The 14,300-nt window shown below is 71.7% G+C and carries 9 protein-coding genes; 4 read left to right on the top strand and 5 right to left on the bottom strand.

Translation table 11 applies throughout. The features are described 5' to 3' along the window. Window positions 1-102 precede the first annotated feature (102 nt). Window positions 103-1,017, bottom strand: a complete 915-nt coding sequence (locus AB0J88_RS08035; protein ID WP_364347187.1) for a DMT family transporter — start codon at window positions 1,015-1,017, stop codon at window positions 103-105. 70 nt (window positions 1,018-1,087) lie between these two features. On the opposite strand from AB0J88_RS08035, the gene AB0J88_RS08040 reads away from it, so the two are divergent. The 3 genes from AB0J88_RS08040 (at window position 1,088) to AB0J88_RS08050 (ending at window position 8,465) form a co-directional block, all read left to right on the top strand. Further along, the gene (locus AB0J88_RS08040; RefSeq protein WP_364347185.1) at window positions 1,088-2,005 is read left to right on the top strand and encodes a LysR substrate-binding domain-containing protein; all 918 of its coding nucleotides are present in this window, start codon (window positions 1,088-1,090) and stop codon (window positions 2,003-2,005) included. A 19-nt stretch (window positions 2,006-2,024) separates the two neighbouring features. Then, window positions 2,025-2,816, top strand: a complete 792-nt coding sequence (locus AB0J88_RS08045; protein ID WP_364347183.1) for a methyltransferase domain-containing protein — start codon at window positions 2,025-2,027, stop codon at window positions 2,814-2,816. Window positions 2,817-3,002: 186 nt separating this feature from the next. After that, complete coding sequence (locus AB0J88_RS08050) at window positions 3,003-8,465, top strand: biotin carboxylase N-terminal domain-containing protein (RefSeq protein ID WP_364347181.1); 5,463 nt, start codon at window positions 3,003-3,005, stop codon at window positions 8,463-8,465. Between the two features lie 234 nt (window positions 8,466-8,699). Here AB0J88_RS08050 and AB0J88_RS08055 read toward each other — a convergent pair whose 3' ends face one another. Together AB0J88_RS08055 and AB0J88_RS08060 are read right to left on the bottom strand one after the other, a co-directional pair. Further along, window positions 8,700-9,494 carry a maleylpyruvate isomerase family mycothiol-dependent enzyme gene (locus AB0J88_RS08055; protein ID WP_364347179.1) on the bottom strand — a complete coding sequence of 265 codons (795 nt, stop codon included), beginning with the start codon at window positions 9,492-9,494 and terminating at the stop codon, window positions 8,700-8,702. Window positions 9,495-9,528: 34 nt separating this feature from the next. Continuing rightward, window positions 9,529-10,443: an arginase family protein gene (locus AB0J88_RS08060; RefSeq protein WP_364347177.1), complete on the bottom strand. Its 915-nt coding sequence runs from the start codon at window positions 10,441-10,443 to the stop codon at window positions 9,529-9,531. 144 nt (window positions 10,444-10,587) lie between these two features. Between AB0J88_RS08060 and katG the strand changes: the two genes are divergently transcribed. Further along, window positions 10,588-12,819, top strand: a complete 2,232-nt coding sequence (katG, locus tag AB0J88_RS08065) for a catalase/peroxidase HPI (protein WP_364347175.1) — start codon at window positions 10,588-10,590, stop codon at window positions 12,817-12,819. A gap of 145 nt (window positions 12,820-12,964) precedes the next feature. On the opposite strand, the gene AB0J88_RS08070 is transcribed toward katG, so the two are convergent. Both AB0J88_RS08070 and AB0J88_RS08075 read right to left on the bottom strand, forming a co-directional pair. Further along, the gene (locus AB0J88_RS08070) at window positions 12,965-13,681 is read right to left on the bottom strand and encodes a VOC family protein (protein WP_364347173.1); all 717 of its coding nucleotides are present in this window, start codon (window positions 13,679-13,681) and stop codon (window positions 12,965-12,967) included. 34 nt (window positions 13,682-13,715) lie between these two features. Further along, window positions 13,716-14,297, bottom strand: coding sequence for a helix-turn-helix transcriptional regulator (locus tag AB0J88_RS08075; protein ID WP_364347171.1), 582 nt, complete (start codon window positions 14,295-14,297; stop codon window positions 13,716-13,718). Window positions 14,298-14,300: the final 3 nt, after the last annotated feature.

The following is a 14,300-nucleotide window of genomic DNA, read 5'->3' on the forward strand; positions in this document are numbered from 1 at the left end:
GAGGATTCTGCCCGTCGACGCGCGCCGGGGGCCAGCGCCGCAGGGGAGCAGCAGCCGCCCAGGCCCGTCGATGTCGGCGACGGGCCTGGGCGGCGGCAGGGCTCAGCGACTCGCGGTGGCTAGCTCTACGGGCCTGGCTGGTTGGGGCGTGGGCTCCGGGGTCGCGGTCCGGGTCGGGCGGGTGGAGAGCCAGCAACCCGCGACGATCAGGAGGAAGCCGAAGATCGTGCTGGCGTGCAGGGGCTCGTCGAGGATGGCCACGCCCAGCAGGACAGCGACCACCGGGTTCGCGTAGGTGACCAGGCCGGCCCGGGCCGGGCCGGCCTCGCCGATCAGGCGGTAGAAGGCGAGCAGGGCCACCGCGGTGCAGAGTAGGCCGAGCGCCAGCAGGGCAGCCCACGAGCCGCCGCTGACCGTCATCGTCGGCAGCGAGAACGCCGCGAACGGAGCCAGCACGACCGTGCTGACCGTGGTCGTGCCGGCGACCAGCGCCGTCGGGGGCACGTCCGCCGCCCGTCGTTGCACGTAGACCGTGGCCACCGCGTAGAGCAGCGTCGCCAGCAGGACCATGCCCGCGCCGAGCAGGCCCAGGCGGTCGCCCGAGATGTCGAGGCCGACCAGCACCGCCACGCCCACTAGGCCGAGGGCCAGGCCGGCGCCGCGTACGCGGGTCAGGGGCTCCGCGCGCAGCATCAGCAGCGCGATCAGCACGGGCTCGATCGCGATCAGCAGGCCGGTCAGCGACGAGCTGATGTGCACCTCGCCGTACGTGATGAGCAGGAACGGCCCGACGATGTGGACGAGGCCGAGGAAGGTGAGGGGCCCCAGGTTGCGGCGCAGCGACGAGAGCGTGCCTTGCGCGGTGGCGACCGGCACCAGCACGAGGGCCGCGATGGCCACCCGGCCGAACACGACCAGCAGCGGGGACAGGTCCTCGATGGCGATCTTGATCAGCAGGTACGGGATGCCCCAGAGGACGGCGACCAATGCGAAGAGGATCCAGGCTCGTCTGTTCACACCTTGAGCCTCGTCCCGTACCGTATTCAGCGGTAGTGATGATTTGGGCTGCTCGTGTTAAGGAAAACTGATGATTGATGTGCAGCGGCTCCGGGTCTTCCGGGAGGTTGCCCGGCAGGGCAGCTTCAACCGTGCGGCGGCGGCGCTCCGGCTGACCCCGTCGGCGGTCTCGCAACAGATCAGCGCGCTCGAACGGTCACTCGGCGCCAGCGTGGTCTGCCGCAGCACCCGTGGCATCGAGGTCACCGAGGCCGGCCGGATCCTCGTCGACGCGGCCGACGTGATCGCCGCCGAGCTCGAGAACGCCGAGCGGGAGATCGCCAGGCTGGCCGATGTGGGTCCGCGGCTGACCATCGCGACGTTCGCCAGCGGTGGCCAGCGGCTCCTGCCCGGGGCGCTGACGCGGTTCTCCGCCCTGCACCCCGAGGTGTCGATCACCGTGCTGGAGAGCGAGCCCGACGAGAGCCTGCTCCAGGTGCGCGCGGGCGCGGCCGACCTCGCGCTGAGCTACCACTTCGACGGTCCGGCGCCGGTCAGCCCCGACGACCGGTCCGGCCTGACCTGGACCCCGTTGCTCGACGATCCGATGTGGGTCGTGCTGCCGGCGGGGCACCGGCTCGCCGGCCGCGACGAGATCGCGATGGCCGACCTCGCCGGCGAGCGCTTCGTGCAGGGCTGCCTCACGGCGACCGACATGATCGGCCACCACGCCGCCCTCGCCGGCTTCGAGGTCGACGTGGCCTGCCGCAGCACCGACTACGTGTTCGCCCAGGCGCTCGTCCGGGTCGGGGTCGGCGTCAGCCTGATTCCGCAGACCGCGCTTCTCGCCGACGCCGCCGGTCTCGAGATGGTGCCGCTCGCGCCGCCGCGGCCGTCGCGCCGGATCGGCGTCGCGACCGCCCGACGGCGTTCGCGGGACCCGTTGACCCAGGCCCTGCTCGCGGCGCTGTCCCAAGAGGTAGGAGTGCCCTCCCGGATCGCGGGATGACCGGCGTACGGTCGGCGGCATGGCCGTCTACACCCACGGGCACCACGAGTCCGTGCTGCGCTCCCACCGTTGGCGCACCGCCGAGAACTCCGCCGCCTACCTCCTGCCCGCGTTGACCCCTGACACCCGGCTGCTCGACGTCGGTTGCGGTCCCGGCACGATCACCGCAGACCTGGCCGCCCGCGTCGGGTCGGTGACCGCGATCGAGACGGCACCGCCGGCACTCGACGCCGCCCGGGCGGTCGCCGCCGAACGCGGTGTCGACATCGACTTCGCCGTCGAGGACGTGCACGCGCTCAGCTTCGACGACAACTCCTTCGACGTCGTCCACGCCCACCAGGTGCTCCAGCACGTCGCCGACCCGGTGACCGCCCTGCGTGAGATGGCCCGCGTCTGCCGCCCCGGCGGTGTGGTGGCGGCGCGCGACAGCGACTACGCGGCGTTCACCTGGTGGCCCGAGGTGCCCGCATTGTCCGAGTGGCTCGACCTGTACCGCAGGGTCGCCCGCGCCAACGGCGGCGAGCCCGACGCCGGTCGCCGGCTGCTCTCCTGGGCGCGGGCCGCGGGCCTGCACGACGTCACCGCCACGTCGTCGACGTGGACGTTCGCCACCCCGGAGGACCGTGCCTGGTGGGGTGGCATGTGGGCGGACCGGGTGGTCGGCTCGGCCATCGGCTCGCGGGCGGTCGAGCTGGGCCTGGCTTCCCCGGCCGACCTGGACAGACTGGCCGCCGGCTGGCGGCGGTGGGCCGAGGCCGAGGACGGCTGGTTCGTCGTGCTGCACGGCGAGATCCGCTGCGCGATCTCCTGATCGTCATCGGTTCGGCACGCAGCGTGAGTCGGTCGTTGTTGGATCTCCACAACATGTCGGCCACGCCATGCGCGAGGTGGCGCGTTGGTGTACCGGAGGGTAATCGGGCAGGGTAAGGGCGAGTGTGGGTGTCGGCCCGAGATCCGGGCTTCGCTTTCGCGCATTCGTCAGTGGGAGGCTCAGCCGGTGTTCAGTCGTGTCGCCATCGTCAACCGTGGAGAAGCCGCGATGCGGCTCATCCACGCCGTCCGGGATCTGTCCGCTGAGACCGGAGCGCGCATCGAGACGGTCGCCCTCTACACCGACGCCGACCGCAACGCGACGTTCGTGCGGGCCGCTGACATCGCGTACCCGCTGGGTCCGGCATCCGCCCGTCCGTACCTGGACCATGCCGTCCTGGAACGCGCCCTCGTCGAGACCGGCGCCGACGCCGCGTGGGTGGGTTGGGGCTTCGTCGCCGAGGACCCGGCGTTCGCGGAGCTCTGCGAGAAGCTCGGCGTCACCTTCGTCGGCCCGAGCGCCGACGCGATGCGCAAGCTGGGCGACAAGATCGGCGCGAAGCTGATCGCCGAGGAGGTCGGCGTCCCGGTGGCGCCGTGGAGCCGCGGCGAGGTGGCCACCCTCGAGGACGCGCTGGCCGCGGGTGAGCGGATCGGCTACCCGCTGATGCTCAAGGCGACGGCCGGTGGCGGCGGGCGCGGCATCCGGATGGTGGCGTCGGGGGAGGACCTGGCCGACGCGTACGAGCGGACCAGCCAGGAAGCCCTGCGCGCGTTCGGCTCCGGCGTGGTCTTCCTGGAGCGCCTCGTCACCGGCGCCCGGCACGTCGAGGTGCAGGTCATCGCCGACGGCCAGGGCACCGCGTGGGCGCTGGGCGTCCGCGACTGCTCCGTGCAGCGCCGCAACCAGAAGATCATCGAGGAGTCGGCGTCGCCGGTGCTGTCGGCGTCGCAGGCTCTGGAGCTCAAGACCTCGGCCGAGCGGCTGGCGGTGGCCGTCGGCTACCGCGGCGCCTGCACCGTCGAGTTCCTCTACCACCCCGGCGACAAGCTGTTCGCGTTCCTCGAGGTCAACACCCGCCTCCAGGTCGAGCACCCGATCACCGAGATCACCACCGGCACCGACCTGGTCCGGCTCCAGCTGCACGTGGCCGGCGGTGGGCGGCTGACGGGCGAGCAGCCGACCGAGTCCGGACACGCGGTCGAGGCCCGGCTCAACGCCGAGGACCCCGACCGCGACTTCGCTCCCGCGCCGGGTCGCATCGCGCGGCTGGTGCTGCCCGCCGGCCCCGGCATCCGCGTCGACACCGGCGTCAGCGAGGGCGACACGATCCCGGCCGACTTCGACTCGATGATCGCCAAGATCATCGCGTACGGGCGGGACCGCGAGCAGGCCCTCGGCCGCCTGCGCCGCGCGATGGCCGAGACCACCGTCATCATCGAGGGCGGCGCCACCAACAAGAGCTTCGTGCTCGACCTGCTCAACCAGCCCGAGGTCGTCGACGCGAGTGCCGACACCGGCTGGATCGACCGGGTACGCGCCCAGGGCCGCCTGGTCAGCCACCGTCACTCGGCGGTCGCCCTGGCCGCCGCCGCGATCGAGGCGTACGAGGACGAGGAAGAGGTCAGCCGCCGCCGGCTGCTGTCCACCGCGCACGGCGGCCGCCCGCAGGTCCACCACGACCCGGGCCGCCCGCTCGACCTCAAGCTGCGCGGCAGCGGCTACCGGGTCAGCGTCGCCCGGGTCGGCGCCAAGCGGTTCCGGGTCGGCATCGGCGAGGACTGGGCCGACGTCGAGCTCGACCGCTTCGACGAGCACAGCGGACAGATCGTGGTCAACGGCAACCGGTTCCGGATGGTGTCGGCGACCCACGGCCCGGTGCACCTGGTCGAGGTCGACGGCGTCACCCACCGGATCAGCCGCGACGAGGGCGGCGTCGTCCGCTCGCCCGCGCCCGCGCTGGTGGTCGCCACCCCGCTGGCCGTCGGCGACGAGGTCGAGGCCGGTGCGCCGATCCTCGTCCTCGAGAGCATGAAGATGGAGACGGTGCTCCGCGCGCCGTTCCGGGCGCGGGTCCGCGAGTGCCCGGTGTCCGTCGGCAGCCAGGTGGAGACCGGCGCGCCGCTGATGCGGCTGGAGCCGCTCGGCGGTGAAGAGGCCGTGGCCGCCGCTTCGTCGCCCGCGGTCGAGCTCGAGCTGCCCGCACCGCCGGGCAACGGTTCCGCCGCTGCCCGCGTGACCCGCGGCCTGCAGGACCTGCGCGGCCTGCTGCTCGGCTTCGACGGCGACGCCGGCGACCACAAGCGGGTGCTGGCCGCCTACCTGGCCGCCCGCGCCGAGCAGGGTGGCCAGCCCGTCGAGGGCGAGCTCGGCCTGCTCACCGTCTTCGCCGACCTGTCGGAGCTGAGCCGCAACAAGCCCGGCGGCGAGCTCGACGCCGAGCCCGACAGCCCGGTGCACAGCCCGCGCGAGGCCTTCCACAGCTACCTGCGGAGCCTCGACATCGAGCGGGCCGGCCTCACCGAGAGCTTCCAGGCCAAGCTGGCGACTGTCCTGGCCCACTACGGGATCGACGGCTTCGACCGTACGCCCGAGCTCGAGTCCGCCGTCTTCCGCATCTTCCTGGCCCAGCAGCAGATGACCACGTCCGTCCGGATCGTCTCGGAGGTGCTGCGCCAGTGGCTGGTCGGCACCCCGCCGGCCGAGGCGCTCACCGAACGCGTCGGGCTCACGCTCGAACACGTCATCGCCGCCACCCAGGTCCGCTTCCCGGCCGTCTCCGACCTGGCCCGCGGCGTGGTGTTCCGCTGGTTCGCCCAGCCGCTGCTGCGGCGCAACCGCGCCAAGGTGTACGCCGCCGTCCGCGCCGACCTGCGCTACCTCGACCAGAACCCGTCCGCGCCCGACCGCGCTTCGCGCATTCAGGCGATGGTCGCGAGCAACGAGCCGCTGGTCCGGCTGATCGGCCAGCGCGCGGGCCGGGCCGGTCTGGACCACGCGCCGCTGCTGGAGGTGCTGACCAGGCGCTACTACGGCAACCGGGCGCTGTCGTCGGTGACCGTCCGGGAGACGGCCGGCTGCCGGTTCGTGACCGCGTCGCACACCGGGCCGCACGGTGCCACCCAGGTCGTGACGACGGCCGTCGACATCGCCGCGCTGCCGTCGGCGTTGGGTGCGGTGGCCGCGTTCGCGGCCGACTGCCCGCCGCACGGCCTCGTGGCCGACCTCTACATCACGTGGGAGGACCAGCCCGACGGCGACGCCGTGGCGGCGCGGCTCGGTGAGCTGGTGGGCGCGGCGTCGCTGCCGGCCGGCGTGCGCCGGATCACGACGACGATCGCCGGCACCAGCGGCGCGGTGGTGCACCACCACTTCACCTTCCGCCCGGCCGAGGGCGGCGGCTCTGGTTTCGTCGAGGACCGGCTGATACGTGGCCTGCACCCGCAGATCGCGCAGCGGCTTCAGCTCCAGCGGTTGCGCGAGTTCCACCTCACCCGGCTGCCGTCCGCCGACGAGGAGATCTACCTGTTCAAGGCAGCCGCGCGCAGCAACCCGGCCGACGAGCGGCTGATCGCGATGGGCCAGGTCCGCGACCTGACGCCGCTGCGGGAGGCCGACGGCCGGCTGGTCGCGCTGCCCGCGCTGGAGGACGCGATCACCGCGGGCCTCGACGCGATCCGCAACATCCAGGCGCAGCGGCCGCAGAACAAGCGCTACGACACCAACCGCATCATGATGTACGTCTGGCCGTCCACCGAGCTGACCATGGACGAGCTGCAGGCGCTGGTCGCCCGCATCCTGCCGACCACGGCCGGCGCGGGCCTCGAAGAGGTCCAGTTCATCGCCCGGCAGCGCAACGCCGCGGGTGAGTTGGCCGAGGTGGCGGTGCGGATCACGCTCGACCCGGGCCACGGCTCGACGTTGCACGTCGACAAGCCGACGACGGAGCCGTTGCGGCCGCTGGACGACTACCGGCAGAAGGTGCTCCGGGCGGCCCGGCGGGGCAACGTCTACCCGTACGAGCTGACCGGTCTGCTCGGTTCTTTCGTGGAGCACGACCTCGACGCTTCCGGCGCGCTCGTGCCCGTCGACCGGCCGAAGGGGCGCAACACCGCCGCCATCGTGGCTGGTGTCGTCACGACCCCGACGGAGCGGCACCCGGAGGGGATCACCCGGGTGGTGCTGCTCGGCGACCCGACCAAGGCGCTCGGTGCGTTGTCGGAGCCGGAGTGCGCGCGGGTGATCGCGGCGCTCGACCTCGCCGAGTCGATGGGGGTGCCGCTGGAGTGGTTCGCCCTGTCGGCCGGCGCGCGGATCTCGATGACCTCGGGCACCGAGAACATGGACTGGGTCGCCGCCGCGCTCAAGCGGATCGTGACGTTCACCCAGGCCGGCGGTGAGATCAACGTCGTCGTCGCGGGCATCAACGTCGGCGCGCAGCCATACTGGAACGCCGAGGCCACGATGCTCATGCACACCAAGGGCATCCTGGTCATGACGCCGGACTCGGCGATGGTGCTCACGGGCAAGCAGTCGCTGGACTTCTCCGGCGGTGTGTCGGCCGAGGACAACTTCGGCATCGGCGGCTACGACCGGGTGATGGGTCCCAACGGCCAGGCGCAGTACTGGGCGCCGAACCTGGCCGCCGCCCGCGACGTGCTGATGGCGCACTACGACCACACGTACGTGGTGCCCGGCGAGTCCGGCCCACGCCGCGCCGCGACGACGGACCCGACCAACCGCGACGTGTCGGACTTCCCGCACGTGGTCGCGGGTAGCGACTTCACCACGGTCGGCCAGATCTTCTCCCCGGCCCACAACCCGGACCGCAAGAAGGCGTTCGACATCCGCACGGTGATGCGCGCGCTGTCCGACCAGGACCACGCGGTGCTGGAACGCTGGGCCGGCATGGCGGACGCGGAGACCTCGGCGGTGCAGGACGTCCACATCGGCGGCTGGCCGGTGTGCCTCGTAGGCATCGAGTCCCGCTCGGTCCCACGGCGCGGCTTCCCGCCCACCGACGGCCCGGACACGTACACGGCCGGCACCCTGTTCCCGCGCTCGTCGAAGAAGACGGCCCGAGCGATCAACGCGGCCTCGGGCAACCGCCCACTGGTGGTGCTGGCGAACCTGTCGGGCTTCGACGGCTCACCGGAGTCGATGCGCAACCTGCAGCTCGAGTACGGCGCCGAGATCGGCCGAGCGATCGTCAACTTCAAGGGCCCGATCGTCTTCTGCGTCATCTCCCGCTACCACGGCGGCGCGTTCGTGGTCTTCTCGAAGGCCCTGAACCCGAACATGACGGTGCTGGCGCTGGAGGGCTCGTTCGCCTCGGTCCTGGGCGGCGCCCCCGCGGCCGCGGTGGTCTTCTCGGGCGAAGTCAACAACCGCACGGCAACGGACCCACGCGTCACCGACCTACAAGCCGCGGTGTCATCCGCGAGCGGAGTGGAACGGGCGGCCCTGAACGCACGCCTGGCGGAGGTCCAGTCGGCAGTGCGCGCGGAGAAACTGGGCGAGGTGGCCGCGGAGTTCGACCGAGTCCACAGCATCCAGCGCGCGGTCGAGGTCGGCTCGGTAGACGCCATCATCAGCGCGGCCGAACTACGCCCAAAGATCATCGAAGCGATCGAACGCGGCCTGGCCTAACCCAGGCGTCACGAGCCCGGCCGGGCTCGGCCCGGGTCTGACCCTGGCCTGGCCTGGCCTGGCCTGGCCTGGCCCAGCCCAGCTCAGCCCAGCCCAGCTCAGCCCAGCCCAGCCCAGTCCAGCCCAGTCCAGCCCAGCCCAGCGCATTGTCACGGCGTCGGGCCAAGCACGGGTGTCGTCCGCGTGGGCTTGGTAGCGCGATGACCGAAGCGGGCGAACCTGGCGTGCGCGGCGTCAGTCAGCGACGTGGGCGGTGTTGTCCAGCCAGTGTCGGACCAAGGCTTGGTCGCCCTCGATGTTGATGTCGCCGGCTGTGCCGTCGGTCAGTGGTAGTCGTCGGACCAAGGTCAGGAACAGCGAACCTGCCGGTCCCGACACCGTGACGTCGGCCGGCTGGCGTCCGTGCTGCCAGGTCGCGCCGTCGGGTCGGCGTTCGACGAACCAGGCTCCCGCGTCGTCTGTGGCCAGCCACTGCAAGGTCTGGCCGGTGCCCCGGATCGCGTGGGCCGATGCCGATCGCCGCAGCTCCCACGTAGGCGAGGTGAGCATCGCGAGGTGGTTGCTGATGAGCGCGACCGCGATGTCGGCCTCGACGTCGGCCGGCCTGCCCGCCGCCTCGGCCGCGTCGAAGCCGTGGACCACCGCCTCGTTGAGGCTGCTCGCCAGCCAGAAGCGCGTGCCCGATCGCTCGTCGCCCGCGGCGTTGAACACCGGTGCGTCGAGCGCCTCGTCGGAGCACGCGCTCGCGACGCGCCGCGCGGACTCCGACAGCCACCCCTGCCACGCGGCGGGGTCGGCCGGGAAGGCCGCCATCTCCGTGGGCAGCTTCGTGGGATCGGTGATGCGCTGTTCGACCATCTCGGCTACCCAGTGCTGGGTCTGGCCCACGTGCGCGACCAGCTCAGCGACGGTCCACTCCGGCGTCGTGGGCACGGCGGCGCCGGGTCCGGCGGCGGTGGCTGATGCCGCCAGCCGCCGGCTGTGCTCGATGATCGCCTGGCGGGCACGCTCCGCGTTCAGTTCGGTCACTGGGTCGTCCTTTCCGGTGAGTCGGGCTCGAACGTCATCGTGCCCGGCTCACCTCCGACCCGGTGAGGGACGCGGCCAGCGTGGCCGAAAACCGGGGAAGGAGGTCCGGTTCTGGCGCATGGTCGGGGTTGACCTCGGTCAGCACGAACCCGGCGAACCGCGGGCTGGACGCGAACACGGACAGGCTCGCCGCCAGCTCGGGTAGTCGCAGGCCGATCGGCTCGTCGCCCGAGTCCGGCACGTCGGCCAGGGGAGTGTCGTTGAACGACAGCACGTCGACGTCGCAGTGCACGACGAACCGCGGCCCCGCGGACTCGATCGTCGCCAGTGCCCGCGAGGCGGCCCGCACGGGGTCGGCGTGCACTTCGTCGGCATGCAGGTGGCTGATGCCGAGCTGATCGAGGAGGCCCCGCTCTTGGTCGACCGCCGGCAGTGAATGTCCGAAACACACCACATCCGAAGCGGCCAGCAGCGGCACCGGCCCGACGCCCGCCACAGCGGGGACATGACCGGGGATAGCCAGCAGATGGGCCAGGCCCATCGAGTCGAGGTTGCCGTTGGCCCGCGTAGCCGGCGTGTAGAGATCAGGCCCACCATCGACATAGAGCAACGCCGGAGGCAGACCGGCCCGGACGAACCCGGCCACCACCCCGACCGTTATCGAACAGTCGCCACCGATCACGAACGGCACCTGACCCGCGGCCAGGATGCGCGAGACGCCCGAGGCGGTGTCGGCTGCGACGCGGGCCACAACATCCGCGTGCTTGGCGGTGGGCCGCGACACATCGGGTCTCCAGCGGAACCCCGGCACGTCGCCGAAGTCGCGCACGCCGCCGCGCAGGAGCGACGCCAGGCCCGCGGCACGGATGGCCGCCGGCCCCTTCTCCAGGCCGGGTGTGTGCGCACCGGCACTGGACGGCACACCGAGCAGTCCCCACCGTTCATCCATGTCCATGATGCTCACACCCGCGTACGACACTTTCCGGGTCTGAACCAACGCCGCGAGTAATCTTGAATTGTTCCAGAATGTGCCCTAACGTCATCGCGTGATGGCGATCGGCCTCGTCAAGGCGCGGCTGTGGGAAGGATGCAGATGAGCGACACGAACCAGACCGGCTGCCCGGTCGCGCACGACTCCGTGACCGCGCACGGCAGCGAGAGCGAGAACCCGGCGATCGACTCGCCCACCCCGAAGAACACCAGGCCGCACACCAACCGCGACTGGTGGCCCAACCAGCTCGACCTCTCGGTGCTGCACGCCCACTCGGCCAAGGGCAATCCCCTCGGAGAGAACTTCAGCTACGCCAAGGCGTTCGCGGAGCTCGACGTCGACGCCCTCAAGCGCGACATCACCGACGTGCTCACCACCTCGCAGGACTGGTGGCCCGCCGACTTCGGCCACTACGGCGGCCTGATGATCCGGATGAGCTGGCACGCCGCCGGCACGTACCGTATCCATGACGGTCGTGGTGGTGCCGGCGACGGCGGTCAGCGGTTCGCGCCGCTCAACAGCTGGCCCGACAACGCCAACCTCGACAAGGCCCGCCGTCTGCTGTGGCCGGTCAAGCAGAAGTACGGCCAGCAGATCTCCTGGGCCGACCTGCTCGTGCTCGCCGGCAACGTGGCCCTGGAGTCGATGGGCTTCAAGACCTTCGGCTTCGGCTTCGGCCGCCAGGACGTGTGGGAGCCCGAGGAGATCTTCTGGGGTCCCGAGGACACGTGGCTGGGCGATGCCCGTTATGTCGACGACACCACGATGGCCGACAACGTCGGCGCGACCGAGATGGGCCTCATCTACGTCAACCCGGAGGGTCCCCGCGGCAACGCCGACCCGGCCGCGGCGGCGCATTTCATCCGCGAGACCTTCGGTCGCATGGCGATGAACGACGAGGAGACCGTCGCATTGATCGCCGGCGGCCACACCTTCGGCAAGACCCACGGCGCCGGCATCGCCGACGACCACGTGGGCGCCGAGCCCGAGGGCGCGTCGATCGAGGCGCAGGGCCTGGGCTGGCTGAGCACCCACGGCACCGGCAAGGGCGCCGACACGATCACCAGCGGCCTCGAGGTCACCTGGACCGACAAGCCGACCCAGTGGAGCAACCGCTTCTTCGAGATCCTCTTCGGGTACGAGTGGGAGCTCACCACCAGCCCCGGCGGCGCCAAGCAGTGGGTGGCCAAGGACGCCGAGGCGATCATCCCCGACGCGTACGACCCGGCGAAGAAGCACAAGCCGACCATGCTGACGACCGACCTGTCGCTGCGCGTCGACCCGGCGTACGAGCGGATTTCCCGTCGTTTCCTCGAGAACCCGGACGAGTTCGCGCTGGCGTTCGCCAAGGCCTGGTACAAGCTGCTGCACCGCGACATGGGTCCGGTCAGCCGCTTCCTCGGCCCGTGGGTCGCCGAGCCGCAGCTCTGGCAGGACCCGGTGCCGGCCGTCGACCACGAGCTCGTGGGTGAGGCCGACGTCGCGACGCTCAAGGCGATGGTCCTGGAGTCGGGCCTGACCACGGCCCAGCTCGTCTCGACCGCGTGGGCCTCGGCCGCGAGCTTCCGCTCGACCGACAAGCGGGGCGGTGCCAACGGCGCCCGCATCCGCCTGGAGCCGCAGCGCGGCTGGGAGGTCAACGAGCCCGAGCAGCTGGCGACCGTCCTCGACACCCTCGAGGGCATCCGGCGCAAGTTCAACGAGGCCGGCGGCGCGAAGATCTCGATCGCCGACCTGATCGTGCTGGCCGGTTCGGCCGCCGTCGAGAAGGCGGCGCGCGACGCCGGCGTCGAGGTCACCGTCCCGTTCCGCCCGGGCCGCACCGACGCCACCGCGGAGCAGACCGACACCGAGTCCTTCCGGGTGCTCGAGCCCCGCGCCGACGGGTTCCGCAACTACCTGCGTGCGGGCGAGAAGACCCCGCCGGAGATCCTCCTCGTCGACCGCGCGTACATGCTGAACCTGACCGCTCCCGAGATGACCGTCCTGATCGGCGGCCTGCGCTCCCTCGGGGCCAACGTCGGTGGCGCCAAGCACGGCGTCCTCACCGACCGGCCGGGCCTGCTCACCAACGACTTCTTCGCCAACCTGCTCTCCCCGGGCACGCGGTGGAAGGCGTCGGAGACCGACGAGCACGTGTACGAGATCCGCGACGTGACCACCGACGAGGTCAAGTGGACCGCCACCGCGGTCGACCTGATCTTCGGCTCCAACTCGCAACTGCGGGCGCTGGCCGAGGTCTACGCCAGCCAGGACGCCGGCGAGCGGTTCGTGAACGCCTTCGTCGCGGCCTGGACGAAGGTCATGGAACTCGACCGGTTCGACCTTTCCTGATCACTGCGATCAACGAGCCCGGCCGGTCCCAGCAGGGGCCGGCCGGGCTGGAATGACCCGCCCGGTGTTGCCGACCTGACACACACCGCGCCGATCGTCCAGTCAACGGGACATGAACGGCGGCTGCGCGACCTGGCCCGAGCTACTAGGTCAGCACGATGTCGACGCCCAGGTGCGGGTCGCGGAACGGGATTCCCGCGCCGCCGGCGTACGCCACCCGGGTCACGGCGTCCGTGCCCGTGAACTCCAGGCGGGCCGGCCCGGGCTCCGCGAGGATCCGCAACCGCACGCCCGGGCCGCGGAAGCTGAGCTCATCGGTGCCCGTGACCTGGCCTCCCAGCAGGCGGAGCAACCCCACCATCCGCGAGACCTCGGTGGCCGGCACGGTGACCACCCGCAGCGCGGCCGTCGTCGCACCCGCCGGCGGCAGGTCGGCGGGGGCGGCCGGCAGTGGCGCCGGCCCGGCCTGGGCCAGCTGCACCAGCGTCCCGCCGGCGTCCTTCGGATGGATGAACGCCTCACGCCATGACGGGTCGACGGTGCGTACGCCGAAGCAGGGGTAACCGGCCGTCGTCGCCGCATCGACCGCGGCCTCCAGGTCCGGCACCTTGAACGTCACATGGTGCAGCCCCGGCCCGCCGCGCGAGAGGAACCGCTCCACGAACGGGTTCTCGTCCGTCCGATGTGGCTCCAGCAATTCCAGGCACATGCCGTTCGCGTACCGCAGCGTGCTGAACGTGAATCCCGGCGCGGTGCCGCTGATCGCCCACTCGCCGCCGAGTTGGCCACGGAACAGCGGCCACGCCTGCCGGCCGTCGGTCACCGCGATCGAGACATGGTCGAGCAGGGCGGGTGGCATCATCCCGACAGCTTTCCCGACGGGTCGCCACGCCGCATCAACCGTGTGCCTCGTGCGAAGCCTCGCCGTGGTGGCCCAGGTGGGTGCGTTCGCCTTCGTGGTCGAGGATGCAGAGGATCTCGGCCGGGCCGCCGTGGGCGCCGAAGGCGTGGGGGACCAGCGTCGAGAACTCGGCCGCCTCGCCCGGCCCGACCAGGATCGTGCGCTCGCCCAGCCGCAGCAGGATGGTGCCGGAGAGCACCGTGAACCAGTCGCGGCCCGGGTGCACGCGCAGGTCGTCCGGGACCTTGCGGGTGACCCGCATCTTGCTGACGGTCTGGCCCTTGTCGCGGGAGAGCAACCAGGTGGTGATGCCGCGCGCGTCGTCGCGGTGGGGGCGGATCACCACGTCGTCGTCGCTGTCCGACTCGACCAGGTGGTCGAGCGTGGTGCCGAGTGCCCGGGCGATCGCGGTGAGCTGGTCGAGGGCGATGCGCCGGTGACCGGTCTCGATGCGGCTGAGGGTGGAGGGACTGAGCAGGCACGCGGCGGCCAGCTCGTCCAGCGACCAGCCGCGGGCGACCCGCAGGCCGCGGATCCGCTGCCGGACGCGTACCTCCAGATCATCGTCTTGCTTCATACG

Source organism: Asanoa sp. NPDC049475 (assembly GCF_040676915.1).
GTDB lineage: Bacteria > Actinomycetota > Actinomycetes > Mycobacteriales > Micromonosporaceae > Asanoa.

What these genes read in the sequence shown, in the direction of transcription:
- AB0J88_RS08040 (WP_364347185.1), top strand. Translation starts at nt 1,088, where the DNA reads ATGATTGATGTGCAGCGGCTCCGGGTCTTCCGGGAGGTTGCCCGGCAG.
- AB0J88_RS08045 (WP_364347183.1), top strand. Translation starts at nt 2,025, where the DNA reads ATGGCCGTCTACACCCACGGGCACCACGAGTCCGTGCTGCGCTCCCAC.
- AB0J88_RS08060 (WP_364347177.1), bottom strand. Translation starts at nt 10,443, where the DNA reads ATGGATGAACGGTGGGGACTGCTCGGTGTGCCGTCCAGTGCCGGTGCG.
- katG (WP_364347175.1), top strand. Translation starts at nt 10,588, where the DNA reads ATGAGCGACACGAACCAGACCGGCTGCCCGGTCGCGCACGACTCCGTG.
- AB0J88_RS08070 (WP_364347173.1), bottom strand. Translation starts at nt 13,681, where the DNA reads ATGATGCCACCCGCCCTGCTCGACCATGTCTCGATCGCGGTGACCGAC.
- AB0J88_RS08075 (WP_364347171.1), bottom strand. Translation starts at nt 14,297, where the DNA reads ATGAAGCAAGACGATGATCTGGAGGTACGCGTCCGGCAGCGGATCCGC.